General features: G+C 57.5%; 12 protein-coding genes. 5 read left to right on the top strand and 7 right to left on the bottom strand.

All coding sequences use genetic code 11. From position 1 onward, the window contains the following. The 3 genes from ACFORG_RS13480 to ACFORG_RS13490 all read left to right on the top strand — a co-directional run. Positions 1–180: recombinase family protein (locus ACFORG_RS13480; RefSeq protein ID WP_386736058.1), on the top strand; the 180-nt coding region annotated here is incomplete at its 5' end. 127 nt (positions 181–307) lie between these two features. Further along, positions 308–1,483: an adenylate/guanylate cyclase domain-containing protein gene (locus ACFORG_RS13485; RefSeq protein ID WP_386736059.1), complete on the top strand. Its 1,176-nt coding sequence runs from the start codon at positions 308–310 to the stop codon at positions 1,481–1,483. Between the two features lie 572 nt (positions 1,484–2,055). Then, entirely contained in the window at positions 2,056–3,825 is a 1,770-nt protein-coding gene (locus ACFORG_RS13490; protein ID WP_386736060.1) for an adenylate/guanylate cyclase domain-containing protein, read from the top strand. Between the two features lie 857 nt (positions 3,826–4,682). Here the strand turns inward: ACFORG_RS13490 and ACFORG_RS13495 are convergent. Next, entirely contained in the window at positions 4,683–5,480 is a 798-nt protein-coding gene (locus tag ACFORG_RS13495) for a transglutaminase-like domain-containing protein (RefSeq protein ID WP_386736061.1), read from the bottom strand. 214 nt (positions 5,481–5,694) lie between these two features. Between ACFORG_RS13495 and ACFORG_RS13500 the strand changes: the two genes are divergently transcribed. Further along, positions 5,695–8,118 carry a calcium-binding protein gene (locus ACFORG_RS13500; protein WP_386736062.1) on the top strand — a complete coding sequence of 808 codons (2,424 nt, stop codon included), beginning with the start codon at positions 5,695–5,697 and terminating at the stop codon, positions 8,116–8,118. A gap of 629 nt (positions 8,119–8,747) precedes the next feature. Here ACFORG_RS13500 and ACFORG_RS13505 read toward each other — a convergent pair. Then, positions 8,748–9,245, bottom strand: coding sequence for a very short patch repair endonuclease (locus tag ACFORG_RS13505; RefSeq protein WP_386736063.1), 498 nt, complete (start codon positions 9,243–9,245; stop codon positions 8,748–8,750). 57 nt (positions 9,246–9,302) lie between these two features. On the opposite strand from ACFORG_RS13505, the gene ACFORG_RS13510 reads away from it, so the two are divergent. Beyond that, a complete protein-coding gene (locus ACFORG_RS13510) occupies positions 9,303–10,817 on the top strand; it encodes a DNA cytosine methyltransferase (RefSeq protein ID WP_386736064.1) in 1,515 nt (504 codons plus the stop codon). Between the two features lie 3 nt (positions 10,818–10,820). On the opposite strand, the gene ACFORG_RS13515 is transcribed toward ACFORG_RS13510, so the two are convergent. The 5 genes from ACFORG_RS13515 to ACFORG_RS13535 all read right to left on the bottom strand — a co-directional run. After that, positions 10,821–12,905 (bottom strand): AIPR family protein, encoded by a 2,085-nt coding sequence (locus ACFORG_RS13515; protein ID WP_386736065.1) that lies wholly within the window; start codon positions 12,903–12,905, stop codon positions 10,821–10,823. After that, complete coding sequence (locus tag ACFORG_RS13520) at positions 12,898–13,860, bottom strand: PD-(D/E)XK motif protein (protein WP_386736066.1); 963 nt, start codon at positions 13,858–13,860, stop codon at positions 12,898–12,900. Before ACFORG_RS13520 ends, ACFORG_RS13515 begins: the two co-directional genes overlap by 8 nt. After that, positions 13,847–16,597 (bottom strand): Z1 domain-containing protein, encoded by a 2,751-nt coding sequence (locus tag ACFORG_RS13525; RefSeq protein WP_386736067.1) that lies wholly within the window; start codon positions 16,595–16,597, stop codon positions 13,847–13,849. Before ACFORG_RS13525 ends, ACFORG_RS13520 begins: the two co-directional genes overlap by 14 nt. Next, positions 16,594–18,099, bottom strand: a complete 1,506-nt coding sequence (locus ACFORG_RS13530) for an ATP-binding protein (protein WP_386736068.1) — start codon at positions 18,097–18,099, stop codon at positions 16,594–16,596. The genes ACFORG_RS13525 and ACFORG_RS13530 overlap by 4 nt, the downstream gene beginning before the upstream one ends. Before the next feature lie 99 nt (positions 18,100–18,198). Then, positions 18,199–18,638, bottom strand: a 440-nt coding sequence (locus ACFORG_RS13535) for a hypothetical protein (protein WP_449284306.1), incomplete at its 5' end; no start/stop codon positions are given.

Here is an 18,638-nt window from a genome sequence, read left to right on the forward strand (position 1 = left end):
GTCATCGTGTCGATCCGGGCCGAGGGGCATACGACCCTCCGCGCGATCGCAGATGTCCTGAATGCACGCGGCATCAGAACCCGACGGGGAGGCCGGTGGCATGTCTCGACGGTGCGGAACTTGCTAGTGCGGCTGCGGTCGAAAGGTGGCAATGATATCCAGATTAACGCTAAAGTGTGACAGGACGTTGCTCAAAATGGCAGCGAAGGACCGGTTCGAGCCCTGAGCGGGCATAGTGCTGTTGTTCAATCGGAAGAAGATGTCTTTTACACTGTCGGTCGGCTAGGGTTTCTTCAGGAGACCGCCCATGCATCGAAATCCTCGGCTCTCGGCTCTCAATTCTTGGCTGGTGGCAGGTGCTCCCGGTGCAGATGGTTTTGGCGAGATCAATGCCGAAATTGGCCGCCGACTGAGAACCACCGATCTCCCGGTCGACTTCTTTGGCGTCTACAAAACTTTGATGCATCCTGAGCTTCCTGGACGGTTCGATTACTGGACCGAAACCGGTGGGCCGAAAATGAGCAGGCTCACTCCCCGGCAACTCAAAGAAAGCAATCGGTGGATTGGAACCCCGGGCCAAGTATGCAGCAAGACCGGGCGAATGTTGCTTTACACATTTGGGGACAACCCCGAATTCGACGGCAGGCCCGATATGAAAGCGCTGCGGGAGAGAGGGTATGCCCAAAGCCTTTGCTTGCCTCTACACTCGAGGTACACACCCGATCTCAACGTTGCGGTTGCCATGACCAAGGCCGAAGGTGGCTTCACCTCGGACCAGATCGAGGCACTCCGCAGTCTTCAGGCGCAGATTGCGCGCGTCACGGAAGGGTTTGTGCTGCACGAAAGCACGATTGCGGTCTTGTCCACCTATGTAGGACGCGATGCCGGAGCGCGTGTTCTGACCGGGAACATCCGACGCGGGGATTCAGAGAATATTCCGTCAGTTGTACTATTCATCGACCTTGAAAGTTTCACCCAGTTCTCCAACCAAGCGACTCCGGAAGATACTATTGGCTTCTTAAATCGTTTCTTCTCGGTTCTCGATGAAGCGGTGAGCAGGAATGGCGGCGAAATCCTCAAATTTATCGGTGACGGAGCAATGGCCATCTTCCCGACCCCAGACGATCGAGCTGCTCAAGTCGCTGCTGTCGATGGTGCTCTTGCGACCCTAGACGAAACGCGCAGGACGATGGCGAACCAGCTCGAAAGCCCATCAGCGCTCAAATTTCGCGCCGCCCTCAATGTCGGAGATGTTCACTACGGGAATATCGGCAGCGTAAATCGTATGGACTTCACCGTTGTTGGACCAACTGTCAACCTGACCTCACGCCTGATGGACATCGGCGCATCACTCGGCAAACGAATGGTGTGCTCGGAGGAGGTTATAGGGCTGATAGATGGGGTGTCAGAAGACCTTGGAAAACACCACTTCAAAGGGTTCGAACAACCAGTTCGTGTGTTCTCGTTGGAAGGCTACGGTTGATCCGAACGATTTATTAGATGCGAATTTGAATAACTGCCCTAACCGCCAGGCATCGACCCTGCAAAGGCGTTAGACGAGTCATGTATCGGCTAAGTCTGGATTTTCCGCAGTGCTGACTATGGCGTTTGTCACAATGAACGTCACCTCTGGAGACCGCCAAAAATCAGCGGAAGAGGTTGCCCCTATACGCTGGTGTCGTGAAATGTCGGATGATGTCGACCTTACAAGCGATTGATGGATCTGGTATCATTCCCTCAGCCACTGGAACCTCTCAGACAGAATTGTAATGTGTTCGCTGGGGAGGGGGTGGGTCAGATCTCTACGAGGCCTGATCGGGACCGCCGGTGGTCGCCAGTTTCTTACGTGGCCACAATTCGGACCGGGGGTCGACGGGAAGAGACGGCAGGGCGGCAACGCCCCTACGGTCGCCGCGTAGTGGATCATCAAAACGCTTACAGTAGACCGGGCATCGATCTTGCAATACCGTTTCAAGTTGCACGGGTCTGCAAACGCTGATCGCTGTATGTGAACGCCTGATCTGAAATTGAAGAGCTCCTTCGCCGAGAAATATGATGTCAAATAATCCCCTGAAGAGAAGGCTTACGACAATTTTGGCGGCGGATGTGGTGGGTTACAGCCGGCTCATGGCAAAGGACGAGGCTGGAACTCTAGGTCAACTCAAAGCAAACCGTCGTGAACTGATTGATCCGAAGGTTGAAGAGCACCGCGGGAGGCTCATCAAGCTTATGGGCGACGGCATGTTGCTCGAGTTCGAAAGCGTAACAGACGCGGTGGAATACTCGCTTGACGTACAGGCGTCGATGCGGGTTCGCAACGAGAACGTCCCGCCAGAGGGGCGGATCGTCTATCGAATTGGAATCAATACGGGTGACGTCGTTGTCGAAGGCGATGATATCTATGGCAACGGCGTGAACGTTGCTGCTCGACTGGAGGGAATTGCTCCCCCTGGCGGGCTGGCTATCTCGGATGACGTTTTTCGTCTGCTGTCCAATGACCTTTCGGCAGACTGGTCGGGAGGGGACGTCGTTGAAGTCAAAAATATTGATGGTGGCATCAAGGCTTGGTTCTGGTCACCGGGAAATACGTCGGCATCAGAAGGGCAACTAGGCACCAAGTCCTCGCTCCGTGAAACCCACCAGAAGAAACCTTCTATATTTGTGCTTCCCTTCGCAACCTTCTCCAGCGATCAAGAGCTGGAGTTTCTCGGTGACGGTCTGGTAGACGATCTGCTCACGAATCTTCAGCGTTTCCGATTGTTGACCGTGAACTCCAGAACGTCCTCCTTTCAGTACAAAACCAAGCGGGCCCACTTTGCCGAAGTCGCGCGAGAAACCGGCGCCGATTACATGATCGAAGGCAGCCTCCGCCGTGCGGGCAACATGGTGCGAGTCAACGCCCAGCTAATTGAGGCGAGTTCGGACCGTCACCTTTGGGCTGACCGGTTTGAACGGTCTATGGATGACCCGTTTCACATGCAGGATGAAGTCGCTACGGCGATCACGGCTGCTGTCGAGCCGGTTCTCGTCGAGGCGATCAACAGGTCCGGCCGTCTTTCAAGGGCCGACGTCGACTCCAGAAGTCCTTTGAAACGTGCCGGGTGGCATTTGTTCAGATTCACACAGGAAGACAACGCCACTGCCATCGGGTTGCTAGAGGAAGCAATTCGCGAAAACCCGAACGCCGATCGCAGGTATCAGGCCCTGTCGATGGGTCACATGTGGGACCTGACCTTTTGCTGGACGAAGGACGTCGATGCGAGCACTCGGCGGGCGCTTGAAGCGGCTGAGACGGCTGTTTCCGTCGGACCGAAGGATTCTTGGAACTACACGGTTCTCGGTTGGTCACTGGTCTATGCTGGCGACATCTCACGGTCTCGCGCCGCATTGAACCGGGCAATCGAACTGAACCCGAACTCCGGTGTGCCTTACGGCGTTCTGGCTTGGGCGTCCGGGCACTACATTGATACCGAGACTGCAATTGCCGCCCTTGATAAGTCGCTTCAGCTTGCGCCGGACAATCCATTCGTGTTCCAGTATTTGAATGGTGGCAGTTTAGCTTACTACAAGATGGGTGACTACGAGACATCGCTTGCTACGGCAGAGTCCTCGGCCCTGCGTCGCCCGAACAGCATCATGGCGCATGTTCTGAAAACCGCGTCCTTGTTTCGAACCGGCAATATCAGCGCGGCAAAATTCGAGGTCGCGCAGCTTCGAGAACTTCTTCCAGCAATGACTGCGGAGAGACTGACATGCTATTTGCCGGTCAGAGACGATGAGGTCGCACGAAGTCTGATCGACGGCCTTCGTAGCTCGGGATTTTGACTGGGCTGCCGAATTTTTGAGCATTTTACGCAGTGAATCCATAGCTGCGGCCTAACCTATCGGAACAGCATCGACTGGGAATGATCCGATCCCGTGCTTCAGCAACACCCAAGCTCGTAGAAGCTCTCATCCGAGATGAAGCTGATAGCCGATGGGTCGCTGCCCAGGGCGTGCTCTGGCCATAAAACCAGCAGCCCCATGCCGTCGTCCAGAACGAAGATGCCGGTTAGGTTCGAGCCACCGCAGACGTTTTCCGAAGATATAGCAACGTTTCAGCGCCCGTGCCTCTTGTGAAACAAATGACAGGTGACGGGTAAACTTCCGCATATCACCCATGGCGCTTGGAACGCGGCATCGCCCCTCTTCCGCGGCGAAGTAGAAAAACACAAGACTTGCAGGGGAATGCGGCTATGGGACTTGTCTTTGGCAAAGATGCAGGGGCGAAACGCGCGGACCAGGACGCCGCCTCTCATCCAAAAATGCAGGACGGGCGGAAAGAGCCCCTCGGCTCGGTTCTGGGCGCGGCTCTTTTGACGCCTGCCACGGCATCGTCAACGGTAACGCAGCGGGCAGCTTCGACGTGTCCGTGGAAGAAGACACAAGCCAGGACGCCGAAACCGATCACCTCCCCGAAACCATCGACTACTTCGCCTTCAACACGACCGGCGTCGTAGGTGCGTTTGATTACGATTTATTCGGATTGGGCGAACAGCCTGCAACGATAACCGGGCTTCGCTGCTGTATCGGCTTAAGGTCTTGCAAGGGATTTCGAAGTTGTAGCCTGTGCCGCCAGGGGACAACCGGCTCCATTCGGAAGTTCAACCGCGCCCCGCGATGCTGCGTTGCTGACCCCCGAACTAACCGCGGGCACTGTTTCTCGTTGTTCGGCTGACTACCACAGTCTGTGCGAGCAGATTTGCTTCGTCTTCCGTCTCCATGAACGGGGCGTCAAACGCATCTCGGCCGACGCCGATCATAACCATCTCGGCGGTGCTGCACATCTTCGTCGCATCCACCAGATGCCAGTCCCCGTCGAGCCACACCTCGGCCACCGCGTGGAAATCCTGCGGATTGACACCCAACCCGTAAACCGAGGCATAGCGCGCCGGTATGCCCGAAGCCCGCGACAAGGCACAGACGAGGTGTGCGAAATCCCGGCATACACCTTCGCGCCGCGCAAACGTGTCCAGTACGGTTGTCTGTGTGTCCGACGTCGCCGGCAAATACCGCACCTCATGGGCGACCCAGTCGCGAATGGCCGCGATCTTCGCCCCGCCCTCCAGCGTGCCGAAGCGATTGGCGGCAAAACCCACGAACTCGTCCGACTGGCAGAACCGCGACGGGCGCAGATAGGTGAACGCCTCCGCGGGCAGCGTGTGTACCGGTTGGGCACTCAGCCGCTCGAGGGCGGCACCGGTTTCGGTCACCTCCACCTCGGCCCGGTATCTAAGCCGAAGCTCATGGGAGGACAGATGCGCCCAAAGCCGGGTCCCAACGCCGCTTTCCCCGGGGATGCGTTCGACAGACGCATCGTCGATGGAAAGATGTTCCTCAAGCACGGTCTGTCCCGGGCTTCGGGCCGCCTCAATCGCCAGCATAACCATCCGGGATGGTCCAATTTCGTAAGTCATGTTCAGTTCTATAGCGAAAGGCATTGCTAATCCATTCCATGATCGCGGGACAGGTTATCGAAACCTTTCCCGGTAGGCGAACGGGAAACGGCAACAGTGGGCAGGTCGGATGGGAACTCCAAAGGAGGCGGCCTTCATGACCACCGATAAACATTGATCGATGATGTATCTTCCCGCAAGCTCTCGTCAGCGGGAGATCGGCATCACGCGTGATCCGCTTGCAGAAAGGATTTCACACATGCCCGATACTTTGAATTTTTCGCAGCGCGGCCCGCAGATCACGATCTCCACCCCGGAGGGTGACTATTTCTCGTTCGGATCGCGTCTGCTGCCGCTGGGTGACGGTGGCTTTGTCCGGTTCTTCTCCGGCTCCAGCAGTGAGGGTGAGAACACCTTTTTCGAAACCCTGCTCCCCACTGGCGAATCCACGGGCGCGGTCGCGCGGCCCTTCGATGCGCTGGGGCAGTATTATCTGGGCGCCTCTGACATGTTTGCGCTGACCGATGGCAGTGCGCGGATCGTCGTCGAGGTTCAGCAGACCAACACCGAGGGGCGCGGCGAGAGCCAGTTTCAGACCATGCTGTATTCGCCCGATACCGGGGCGCTGACCGAACCGGTCACTCTGCACCAGTTCGAGGCGTTCGGGTCGTTCGAGGTCTACAGGACATTTTCGAACCCGGATGGAAGCTTTGCCCTGATCACCCAGACCACGCCGGAAAATATCCCGTCGGTCCAGCTTTTCGGGCCGGATGGAACCCCGGTTGCCGAGGCCTATCAATTCCCGGAATCGGCAAGCACCTACTCGACCGAAATCGGGTTTCGCGACAATGGGCAGGTGCTCGCGACATGGCAGGAGACGCAAAGCAATCCTCCGCAATTCGATGAAACCACCAACCGCATTCAGGTTCAGTTGATCGGGACCGATGGCACCGCCGGACAGGTCCGGACGGTGGCGACAGCCCTGAGCGACGGGACCGGCCCCTATACCACCCTTTTCCCGGAGGGCTTTGTGGAACAGCCCGGACAGGACCTGGTCCTGTTCTGGGGGCGTCAACAGATCCAGGACGGCATCGCCACCGAGGACTTCTTCGCGCAAAAACTCGGCGCCGACGGCACACCCGCCGGAAGCGTCTTTGACCTGGGCCAGTTCGACGGGATACTCGACAAGATCGCCTATCCCGATGGCAGTTTCGCCCTGGTCACGCGAACCGAGGTGCCGGTCGGTAACAGCTGGACGCAGGAACTGACGCTGCGCCGCTTCGATGCCGACGGGCAGCCCATCGGTGAACCGGCGGTTCTGGACCGGATGCGTGACTGGAGAGACATTGAGCTTCTGCCAGACGGCGGCGTGGCGATTGCATCCGTCGATTACAGTCAGAACGAGGGTGACTTGCATGTCCGGTTCTTCGATGAGACCGGTGCGCCTGAAGGCCCGGGAGAGGTCATTTTCTCGATGGACAACGGCTCGCCGGGGGCCGATATCCTTCTCAGGGATGACGGGACCTTCCTGATCCAGGCGCTCTCGCAGGATCGCCATTTCCAGGAATATGCCAAGGTGGATTTCCGCCCCCTGACGGACGGCGATGACACCGAAACCCTGACCGGCCCCGAGGCGGTCGATGGTCTGGCCGGGGACGACAACCTCACAGGCTCGGATGAAGTCGACCGGCTGAAGGGCGGCGAAGGCAATGACACGCTCGAGGGCGGCGCTGGCGATGATTTCCTATCGGGAGGTCCCGGTACCAACGTGTTGAATGGCGGCGATGGCGACGACTCCGCCTGGTTCACTGGACCCGTGACGGCCTACACCTTCGAAAGCGACGAGACCGGAGATTTGATCACCATCCTTCTGGATACAGAGCGTCACGAAACGACCGGGATCGAGGAATTCGTCTTCACGGATCAGATCCTGAACCCTGAACAGGTCCTCATCCGGGCCGGGTTCTTCGACATGGACGAGATGGGCGGCGACACGGATGACCTGCTGCAGGGCGGCCCGGGGAATGACCGCCTTGACGGCGCCGGCGGCAATGACACCGTCCACGGGGCCGAGGGCACGGATACGTTGCTGGGAGGCAACGGGGACGACATCATCGTCGGCGGCGAAACACCTGACGACATCCGCGACATCGTGTTTGCCGGTGCTGGCAATGACAGCGTCGACGCAGGCTACGGCAACGATCAGGTCTTTGGCCAGGAAGGCAACGATACCATCTCGGGCGGTTTCGGCGCGGACGAGATCCAGGGACAGGAAGGCGACGATTTCCTGTCCGGTGGTGCCCTGTCCGACCTGATATACGGCGGGGCCGGCCGAGATTTCATCAACGGCGGCTACGGGTATGACCGGATCAATGGCGGCGATGGCGGAGACCGGTTCTTCCATCTCGGCGTCTTCGGCCACGGTTCCGACTGGCTGCAGGATTACGACGCGGCCGAGGGGGACCTGCTCGTATTCGGGGGCGCAGCCACGGCCGACCAGTTCCAGGTCAACCTCGCACATACCGCCACGCCCGACGGTGAACGCTCAGGCGATGATGCGGTGCAGGAAGCCTTTGTCATCTACCGGCCAACCGGCCAGATCCTGTGGGCGTTGGTCGATGGCGAGGCGCAAGACGAAATCAATCTGCGGATCGGAGATGACGTATTTGACCTTTTGGCATAGCCGCTGGAAGGGAGATGTAAGAGCACGCCATCTTGAACGGGAGTTCGTAGCGTCCTTGGATGTCCTCAACTCACCCAATCTCGACATCTGGTAGCGAGCAGCCAGATCATCCGTCCGGAAATTGTGCTCTAAGTCCGATCCCCTCGTGAAGGTCAGGGAGCGAAAACATTATATCGAGCGCGCCGTCGAGCATGAGGTCGGGCGTCCAGAGCGATTTGTATCCCAGTCACGTTTGAGGCGGATACCCTTGTAACGAAGAAATAGTATGAATAAAAACAAAGGCTAAGTTGCCAGAGAAGGTTCGACCCCAGACCCGTCTGCTCCGCCACTTGCCCAAGCGAAAGCATTCTCCCGATCCGGTCGCGGCCGGATTTTTCCGTTGTTTTCGAGGGTTATGTGGGTCGGGCTGAGCACCGCCCCTGCTGCCAGGAGGCTCGCAAGCGCTCTCTTAGGGCCGACATTCTCCAGACCTCATGACTGCGCGGATTTGGTGAATAGCTTGCAACTATCAGAAATATCTATCCTTTTACGACGCACCAGCTGACCACTTTTATGTCAGTGGCGTTCGTGAGAAGGAACCCGGATCGAACATTCAATAGGCGGATCATAGCCTTGCTGTGCTGGATCAATCACCGGGAAGAGCCGACGTCCCCACCTTCTCTTACATGTGCCGAAGCCTCGATTTCACCGAGTTCGAGCGTGTCACCTACAGCCACCAGCCATTCTGCAAGACGGTCGGTGGCCACGGAAACCTGTTCGGGCTTACGCAAGGCACACTCCCAAATCGTCGCCACGCGCCAACCCTCATCAAGCAGCGCTCCGCGAACGGAGCTGTCCCGTGCAACGTTCGCCGCGAATTTGGCCTGCCAGAACTCCGAGCGCGTTGCGGGAGTTGTGGCGTAGCCGCATCCCTCATGCCGATGCCAGAAGCAGCCGTGCACAAAGACGACGGCGCGATACTTCGGCAGAACGAGGTCCGGTCGCCCTTGGACCTTCTTCGAATGAAGTCGGAAGCGGAAACCGCGCGCGTGCAATGCCTGCCTGAGAGCCAGCTCCGGCTTGGTGTTCTTTCCCTTGATCCCTGCCATCATGCGTGAGCGGGTCTCGGTATCGACGATGTCCACCATCTATTCTCCTTGCCACGTCTGTGAAAACTTGGAAAGAGGTGAGGCAGGAGCAGTGAAGTGTCGAAACCCGTTCAAATCGTTGATCTGTTTTCAGGCCCGGGAGGCCTCGGAGAAGGATTCTCCTCTTGCAAGAGGAGCGATGGATCGCGCGCCTATGAAATCGCCTTTTCGATCGAAAAGGATCCTGCTGCGCACAAGACACTGAAACTTCGCGCATTCTTGCGCCAATTCGATGAGTACCCTGCGGAATACTATTCTTGGATTGCCGGGAAGCACGAATGCCCGGATTGGCAAGACCTGTACCCCCGGCAATGGAAAGCTGCCGAAAACGAGGCTCTATGCGCAGAACTCGGAAAGCCGGAGACTGCAGTCATACTTTCTGACAGGATTTCTGCGACCAAGCGATTGGCCGGTGATCGAACTCTCCTAATCGGCGGCCCTCCCTGCCAAGCCTACTCTCTTGCCGGTCGGTCGAGAAACGCGGGTATCCGGGATTACAGACCGAAGGATGACGACCGGCACTTCCTCTACCGCGAGTATTGCCGCGTCCTGAACGAGTTGAGCCCTGCGGTGTTTGTCATGGAGAACGTCAAGGGCATGCTTTCCTCGTCCGTCGAGGGGTTGGCGATCTTCGAACAGGTCGTTTCCGACCTCGAGCGGGCTGGCCCGGGCTACCGGCTCGTTTCCCTTTCGGCAGGCCTTCAGTCGGGAGCCAACCCCGAACCCAAGGACTTCGTTATCCGGGCCGAAGACCACGGAGTTCCACAAGCCCGGCACCGGGTCATCATCGTCGGTATCAGGTCTGATATCGCCGGCAAATTCACCCCGAAACTTCAACGGCGAAACGCCTTGGTTCCGGTCAGGGACATGCTGACAGGCCTGCCGCGGCTGCGAAGCGGCTTGAGCCGACGCGATGACGAGCACGCTTGGTACGATGCGGTGGTCGACGCCATGGAGACCGTCGGTAAGATTATCCGGGACTATCCGGGCGAGAACTTCAGCGGTTTTCTGGACGAGCTGGATCGGGTCGAGGAACTACTGCTGACGACTTCGCAGACGGGGCGTTCGAGCCACGCAAGAAAACCCCTGTCCAGGAAACTGCAGCCGGAGCTTTCCGCGTTTCTCGACGACCCGAAACTCATCGGTGTCTCGAGGCACGAAACCCGTGGACACATGCCGTCCGATCTGGCGCGATATCTCTATGCCACCTGTTTCGCGAAGGCCGAGGGGGTCAGCCCACGGGCACACCAGTTCCCGGACATCCTCGCGCCGAAACACAAGAACTGGAAAACGGGAAAGTTCAACGACAGGTTCCGCGTCCAGATCGGCACAGCACCGGCTTCCACGGTAACGAGCCACATCTCGAAGGACGGGCACTACTTCATTCATCCCGACCCAACGCAGTGTCGTAGTTTGACGGTGCGCGAGGCTGCGCGACTACAGACCTTCCCTGACAACTACCACTTCATGGGCAATCGCACCGAGCAATTCGTTCAGGTTGGCAATGCAGTGCCACCATTTCTCGCACGGCAGATTGCTGACACCCTGCTACCTGTATTCGAAATCCTCTGAACGTCAGCTCGTCAATTCGAGGCTCGCGTGTGAGAATCCTTCATCTTGGAGCTTCTTGAGCGCGCTCATCGCAATAGCGCACTGCTTGTCCGACGGCATCTTGCTCGGGATCGCGGCGCAGGTTTCCAGAACGCCATTTTCTCGCGGAGAAAGAAGCCCACGTTCCCGAGCCCAGTTTCGTGCTTCGGCCCAGAACGCGGCGCCGAGCCTGTGCACTTCGAGCTCAGCCTCGACGCTGGTCTCGACCGCCTTGTCCGCACGGGCCTCTCTCGCGCGCTCATTCGCCAGGTCCGGTGAGATCAGAATGCGGTCGAATTCCTCCGGATAGATCAACTCACGATCTTCCAATCCCTTCCAGCAGGCCTGCTTCTTGGCCCATTCGCTAAAGTTGCGTACGCCCTCGGGCGGGTGCGTGATGACGTCCTGTGCTTCGGCCGCTGCCACCAACAAGGCCGCCTTAATATCGGGCGAGACGTCCTGGTATCTCCAGACGGCGTCGAGGTCGACAACCATCTCCCGTTCATCAGCATCATGAACGAGCTTGGCAATCGCGTAGGTGACGATGTTGGCCCGATAACCGCCTTCGTACCAATCCGCGCCCGAGACAAGTTTTTCGGTGGTCCGGAATATGATGGCCTTTGCGATCATGCGCCTGAACCAGAGCTCATCGAACGCGGCACCTTCGGTGCCCCACCGCTTGCCGATGTGCTTGGCGAACTCCGCGAAGTTTTTCTGCGCGCCTAGGCTCACGATATGCGGCATGCGGGCCCAAGTGTTCTCGAACTTGGCGAGGTCGGTCTTCGTGAGGAACTGGGAACGCGGAAACTCGGCATCGAACCTCTTGCGCTCCGCAATGGTCCTTCGACCACGTTCGTCGGCATATTGCCCCCTCGCGCGCTCGTAGAACCATTTGGTGTCCCGATACCCGTCCTCTCCCCGCGCGAGGACCTTGCGCGACAGCTCCTCCGTCCGGATATGGAAAGGATGGTTGGCGAAAAAGTCCGCCGCGTTCACCTTGTTCTGGCTGTTCGCATACTCCGAGATGCGCGGAACCACTTTTTCGGATTGTTCCCGCGGCACGATGGTCAGCTTCATCTGTACGTGGACACGTTCCAACTGCTCGGCGAAAGCCTTGCGCGCAGCGTGCAGTGAAGCGGTCGTTTGGCCGCCATTCACGATCTGCAGATTGTCCGCCCGCACCAGTCGGAGCCCAAGATCGGTCTGCTCCACCTCGATCGCGTCCGCTGTCGCACTGAGGCCGTTGTTGTAGGAAAAGAACATGTGCGGCTCGTCGCGGATCGTGTTGCGAATACCTTGGTTCACCTTGCCACGTGCCTGAAGGAAGCTTCTGACGTTGGCCTCGAGCAGGCGCGGTCCCCACTTGTCGTAGATGGCAGCAAGCTGCTTTCCGGGAATGACCGCTAGGTAGCTTTCGAGCGCACTTTCGCTTCCCGAAGCCGCAAGCAGTGGAACGCCCCCGCCGAAATCCCTGTCGAAATCAATGATCAGGTTCGCACGCGCCTGCCCCTGCTCCATGTATTGCTTGAGGCGCTTCAGATCCCAGACGCTGAGAGTGACCGGTCTGCCATCAAGATCCTTCACGTTCGCTGCATCAGCACGGGCCCGAAAGTCAGCGTTGGTCACGATGATCAGCTTAACTTTCTCCACGTCCTTCCAAGTCGTGGCGATGAGGTCGGCCACGCCGAACCCTGCACTGGTTTCTTCTAATTGCTCGCGGAAACTAGCCTTCAGACTTGAAACAACGAATCTGTAGAGGCGCTGTAGAAGGCGTTGAATCTGGTCCTTGTTCTGTACGCGTACCTCGTCAGAAAGCTCGAAGTCGCACAACACGAGACTCAGGACACCGTCGCCATCCCTTGGATCTCCGCCGTAACCGTCGATCCGCATGGGATTGCTGGCGCCGCCGCCCTCGAAATACGCCCGGTTGGCGCCATCCAATTCCCCGGCTTCGGTGAGCAGTTCGCCAACCTTCTCGAAAAACGCCTCGACCGTGACAAGTCCGAGAACATCAGCATCGCCTTGGATGTCGGCGATGAGTTCATGATGAAATTCTTCAAGATCACTCATGCTCAAGTCCCTTCCGGATCACGTCGATCAGATCACCTTCCAGTTTGAACGGCTCGCAGGCATCGAGAGCGATAGCATACCGGACATTCTCCACGCCAGGTGCAAGAGGCGCGGAAATCCGTGGGAAGCCCTCCTTCACCTCGTAATTGGCCGCGGCGCCAAGAAGCCATCTTCGGTCGTCGTAATCGTTCTCGGGATCATATCCTGTCGAATACAGCGTCTCCTCCCACGCTTCGAAGGCCGTGCCGTCTACTTCGAACATTTCGGCTGTCATTCGGACGTGATCATGCAGGCTCTGACCTTCCGGCAGGACGGCCGACGCCACGTTGACCACACGCAGGCACAGGCGGCTCCCTTCGACATCCGCAAGTTGGTCCTCTGAAGAAATAGCCGCGAACGGCTTTGCAGCCACCCGCCTTGCCTTCACTTCAACACAGCTTCCAATGAGCTCAAAATCCTTGGCGGAACCGGTCGGTCCGGTCCACGCCTCGATTGCGGTGTCAGGGCCGAAAGCGGACACAAGCTCCCGAAGGAAGGCCAACTCGCCAACAAGCCCCCGCTGCTCTTCAGCGGACAATCCTCTGCTCTTGCCACCGCGAAGGAGGTGATACCAGCGACGCGTACGTTGAAGCGCTCTCGCGAGCGCTTCGTCCCGATCCGCGCCTGCTTCCCCGGCCTCGACCACATCCCGGCAAAGGGTCTCGAAGATCTCGACCTGACTTCTTTCCTTTAGGCCCAGAACGAATGCCGATCCTCCCGAAACCGGTCGGAAGGAGGCGACAAGGTTCTTCAATTTCGGCAGACGCGGTAGTGGTTGCGGCACGCCGGGCAGCTTCAGCATCAGGCCGGGCATGCCGGCGTCCAGCACAACCCAGAAGAAATCGAAGCGGCCCTCTACATCGACCCGTTTTGCTTCGTCCGGGTCGAGTCTTTCCCACGGATCACGAGGCTTCAAGGGCTGCCTCCTGATCTTCGTCTTCGTCTTCTTCACCGAAGAGTTCCCGATAGCGCACTGTGTTCACTACGTACTCGACACGTTCGGCCGGGCGAGAAGACACCGGAAGGCTTATGCCCCACGCCACTACAGGGTCAGCAGGTATCAGGCTGACTTCCTTGGCATCTTCCTTTCCATCTGGCGCCTTTGCTTTGACGAAATGGAGAATGAAAAGGCCGCGATCTCTTTTTCGTCGGTAGATCGAGTCCGGATAGTTCACACGTTCACCGTCCGCCTTCCCGTTTTCTTCCCGATACCGCGCCTCAGCTGCCTCAACCCTTGCCGGGTCTACACCAGCCTTCTCGATTCCCCGAGACGCAACACGCATTCGCTTCCCACTGAAAGACATGAAATCATGTTGCAGATCATGCAGGTCTACATATCGCATCGCGGGCACGATCGGCATGCCCAACGTTTCGTCGGATTCGCCTTTGGTTAGGCTGGGCACTAATACATCCAACGTTTGCAACTCGTCCGCTCTTCGCGCATCGATGTATTTTCTGACTGGGTCCGGGGCAGTCGTGACGCTCTGCTCGGCGTTTCGCCACGCGGCAAGAAACTCGTCTATGAACTGTACCGGTACACCGCGATACAAGGCTCCCCAAGACGATCGCTCTTCCTCAAAGCGCGCGCCCTTGAGCTTTAAGAGCAGAGACTTGGCCGCCTCAATGTTCGCGGAAAGATCGCCTGCTTTAATGCTTACTCTCGATGTCTCGACAAATTTGTTGGAGAGCCCGATCAGCGTTGTGACCTTTGTTCCCGACCCCATCTTGTTGCGTGCTGTGACGAGTAGCGAAGCTGGATGACTTCGTACCGCCAGACCGAAATCCCTAGGAGTGGCTGTCGGAACAGCCGCCATATCGTGAATTTCTGACTGCAATTCCTCCGTGGCGTTCGCAATGTATGCGTACCATCCAATAGCCTCAGCTGGCATCCAGATACGGCAAAGATCTTCGTATCCGGTCCGATACCCGAACCAACGCCCCATCTGCATGAGGGTATCGTACATTTTCGTGTTGCGTAGAAACCAGGTTACCGTCAGCCCCTCGAGCGTTAGTCCGCGCGATAGAGAAAAACCGCCGACTGCAATGTATTTTCTACCCGCTTTGCCACGAACTTCATCGGGATATTCGAGGACATCCTTCGATTTGTAGTTCACCAACACAACCTGTGCAGCAGCTATGACCTCATGCAGCGCGACCTGAAGCTCATCCCATGAGGGGTAGGCGTTCTTGAATTCGCTTTCCCATACCTCTTTCAACGCTGCAATCTCGGGGTCTGCAAGTCCCTTGATGCCAGTTGAACCGTTCACTCGGACAGCATTCTGTATCCTTTGAAGAACTTCATGCAGCCGGTTCCGCAACTGTAATTGAATGGGGTTCCGAAAACTTGCGTTCACCAACATCGAGCAGTGCTTGTGCTCTTGATCCCTTAGCGAACGAATAGCAGCAGTAAGCACGAAAGCGCGAACAGCTTTCACCAACGAGTCCGGGAGTGCCTCCACGACAAAATCTTGTGGATGTTTGACGGGAAGGACATCTTCATTGTCTTCGACATACCTCAACCAAGTGGGATCTTCATCATCGGGCAAACCTTCGACAAAGACTTTTTTGCCTCCAAAATAATTGGATGGGGCATCGAGGCCGATGATAAAGTCTTTCGGAAACAAGTCTTCCGCCAGCATTTCATCGTCTTGATCGGGATCAATGAAGATATTCGCGAAAGGAGTCGCGGTGTAGCCGACATAGCAACTCCGGTGGAAAGTGTTCAGAAGTTCGCGGATCAACCTATTTGTGGTTGTTACTTCCTCCTTGTTGTACTTTGTATTGATCGAAGCGTTGTCAGCCTCGTCATCAATGAGTAGCATGGGTTGATCAATCATCTCACGGTCACCGCGAGCACTATTGTCCTTGAGCCACTGCAGCAGGTTCCGGAGTGTATTCGACTGCTTCTTGATTACGAGGACGACAGGAACCTTGTAGGAGTCAATCTCGCTCGTGTTCGTTGAGGCCGTGGCCTTGTTGAAATCCCGGAGCGTGTTGGTGAGGCTCACTGGTGTGTTGTTCGGGTCGAAATGGCCGACGCCAATGATGTGTTTTGCCCCTCCCTTCTTGGTTTCCTGGGACTTTCCAGTGTCACGACCGATGAAGCCCTCGTCGATCCGGGCCTGGGTCTGGTTTCGAAGGTTATTATGAATTCCCGCAATTACGATGATAAGCCTGTACCCTGCATCGGCCGCCTTGCAGATCAGGCCCGTATAGTTGGCGGTCTTTCCGCTTTGGACGTGGCCAACGACCATGCCACGCCGATCCCACGGTACATGCTTTTCGGGGTTGCCTAGTCGGCTGAGGATCTTGTCCGTCACCGTATCCGTGGAAATCACCACGTCTTTCGGCAGACCATTTTGCAGAAGCAGCTTCCTGTAGCGGTTCCAGTAAAACGGCTCGATCGACGGCTTTGCGTCATCCAGCCACGGTTCGAAATCTTCGCTGTCGACTACCGCACCAAGTCCAGCCTTGATCCCCTGCTTGTACTCGATCTCCCGCGCAATCTGCTCGATATCGTCATCACTCAGGCCCGGCGGGACCAATGCAGCGACGCCTCGGATCATATTGCGAAGCTCTTCTTCGGTCTTCCGGGGCTGATTATAAAGGCCACTCTCGACCATGTTCTTTACTGTCTCAACGGCTGCACTCATGAAATCTGTGTCCTCAAAAAATCTTCCAGAATTGGTGCGACGGCTTCCCATCGCACTCGCAAGAAAGGGTTGCTCTGCAGTGTGTCTGACAGAGCCTCGGACGGCACACCGTTCTCCATTAGGGTCACCGCGAGTGAGTAGACCAGCTCTTCGAGGTCGTTTGCTAACGTCTCATCAGCCGTGACCGCTTCCGCGTTCCCGACGAGTTCAGCGTGCAGCGTCTCAATCGGCAGACCTGAACCGACAATGCGCAAGCAGCGCTCGAAACCCTCTCGCAGGTCTTCTGGCAGCTGCTCACCATAGGTTCGAAAAACCGGGTGCTCAAGGTTGGGACGGAAGACGATCTGTCCATCCTTCTGCACCCTATTCCAGATCGGGAAACGGGTTTCATCGACCAGTTTCTGACCCCGGCTCCGATACGTGCGCTTGGACGTTCCGACAAAACGCTCGACGACCTTTTTCAGACGCTCGCGCACCACCGGCGGTAGCTGGGCCGAGGCTTTCTTCACGTCGATCTTCCACTCCGCATCCATCGTGTTCGGGATATCGACTGCGATACGGCAGAGTTTTGTGAGTTCGGTCTGGCGTGCAAGACCCAGCCATCCGCCCGCGATGATTAGACGTTTCTCTCGGTAGACATAGAGCCCCTGAGACTTCAGATGGCCCTCCGGACCACCAATTTCTTCCCACTCTTCCCGGCTCATCCGCTTGTGATGGGGCAGCGTGTGGCACCTTATCAGAACGTCACCCTGACGAAGGCGAAGCACTTCTTCCGGGTCCTTCTGCGTGGCGACGTGTGTCGTTGCCATTGGGTCGATGGGTTTCATCGGTCGACCGTTCAGTGACAGTTTGAGACGCGGTTTGGAGCCCTCTAAAAAGCGATGAAAAACCAACCGCAGATGATGTTCTGCGCGGGACAACTCCGAGTTCATGTGTTCGGCCCGCTTTGCACGGTCATGCGTATAACCGCCGCTCAAACGATCAAGTTTCTCCCAGATGACGACCGTTCCGGTCTCCGGAAGAAGGTCATGGCCCGTCACGAGTTCAGCGTCGTCGATTAGTTCGAGGCTCCAGTCGTTCCGTCTCGCGACGCGATCCAGGTCCCAGCGGGCACAAGATGTCCGATCGTCTTGCCGCGTCAGAACCGTCAAACTTCGACACTGCGAGAAGCTGGCACTTTTCAAGCCTAGACCGAACCGACCGAGGTCTTCGGCCTCGCGCTCGTGAATCGGATTCTTCGAACCGAGACGCATGGCTTCGACTAGTTCGGTCTCCGTCATGCCCGAACCGTCATCTGCCAGCGCGATCCATGGCTCGTCCGCGACGGTGTCGGCGATCAGTTCTACCGTACGAGCGCCGGCAGTGATGGCGTTGTCGATGATGTCTGCGAGTGCTGTCTCTAGGCTGTAGCCAAAGTCCCGATGTCCCTCGATCAGCGACGCGGCGTATGGCGTCGCATCTACGTCTCTTGTTTTGGGTTTCGGATTCGCAGCGTCTTCCATGCTGCAAATCTTATCGTGCGCTCAATGGGATACAACCGATAGAGAAGAAACGTGCTGTGATCAGCGTGAGGCCAGCGAACGGGCCAAGCCGCTTCCTCGTCAGGTCAGTCTGAGGAGCGCCACTTGAATCGCCCATTCATTTGGGAAGGGCTCGAGCAAGCGCGCCAGCATCACGTCTGGCCCCTGCTTGCCATCGAGGATCGCCTCCACGATGTCGGGCGCAAGCAGCGTCAACCGCAGGACGCGCGTCGAATAAGAGGATGCGATGCCCTCGCGCTCGGCCAGTTCGGCGATGGTGGCGAACTCGCCTGAGTCCAGCATCTTCTTCCAACGTAAGGCGCGGGCCAGCGCCTTGACGAGAGTGCTGTCTGTCCGTCGCGGCTGTACGGCACCGTCTGGCAATACCATCTCCTTCCGCCCTCCGCGCTTCACGATGCGGAAAGGGACATGGAGCGTGACCGTCTCGGGGATCTGCGCGCCGCGGGTCATTCGGCTGCCATCGTCTGCTCGGTCTGCATCTCGCGGACAAGACTGCCAAG

Source organism: Lutimaribacter marinistellae (assembly GCF_042648365.1).
Lineage (GTDB): Bacteria > Pseudomonadota > Alphaproteobacteria > Rhodobacterales > Rhodobacteraceae > Lutimaribacter_A > Lutimaribacter_A marinistellae.

Excerpts from the sequence above, each read along its gene's own strand:
- ACFORG_RS13500 (WP_386736062.1), top strand. The coding sequence starts at position 5,695 with ATGCCCGATACTTTGAATTTTTCGCAGCGCGGCCCGCAGATCACGATC.
- ACFORG_RS13525 (WP_386736067.1), bottom strand. The coding sequence starts at position 16,597 with ATGAGTGCAGCCGTTGAGACAGTAAAGAACATGGTCGAGAGTGGCCTT.
- ACFORG_RS13485 (WP_386736059.1), top strand. The coding sequence starts at position 308 with ATGCATCGAAATCCTCGGCTCTCGGCTCTCAATTCTTGGCTGGTGGCA.
- ACFORG_RS13515 (WP_386736065.1), bottom strand. The coding sequence starts at position 12,905 with ATGAGTGATCTTGAAGAATTTCATCATGAACTCATCGCCGACATCCAA.
- ACFORG_RS13495 (WP_386736061.1), bottom strand. The coding sequence starts at position 5,480 with ATGCCTTTCGCTATAGAACTGAACATGACTTACGAAATTGGACCATCC.
- ACFORG_RS13530 (WP_386736068.1), bottom strand. The coding sequence starts at position 18,099 with ATGGAAGACGCTGCGAATCCGAAACCCAAAACAAGAGACGTAGATGCG.
- ACFORG_RS13490 (WP_386736060.1), top strand. The coding sequence starts at position 2,056 with ATGTCAAATAATCCCCTGAAGAGAAGGCTTACGACAATTTTGGCGGCG.
- ACFORG_RS13505 (WP_386736063.1), bottom strand. The coding sequence starts at position 9,245 with ATGGTGGACATCGTCGATACCGAGACCCGCTCACGCATGATGGCAGGG.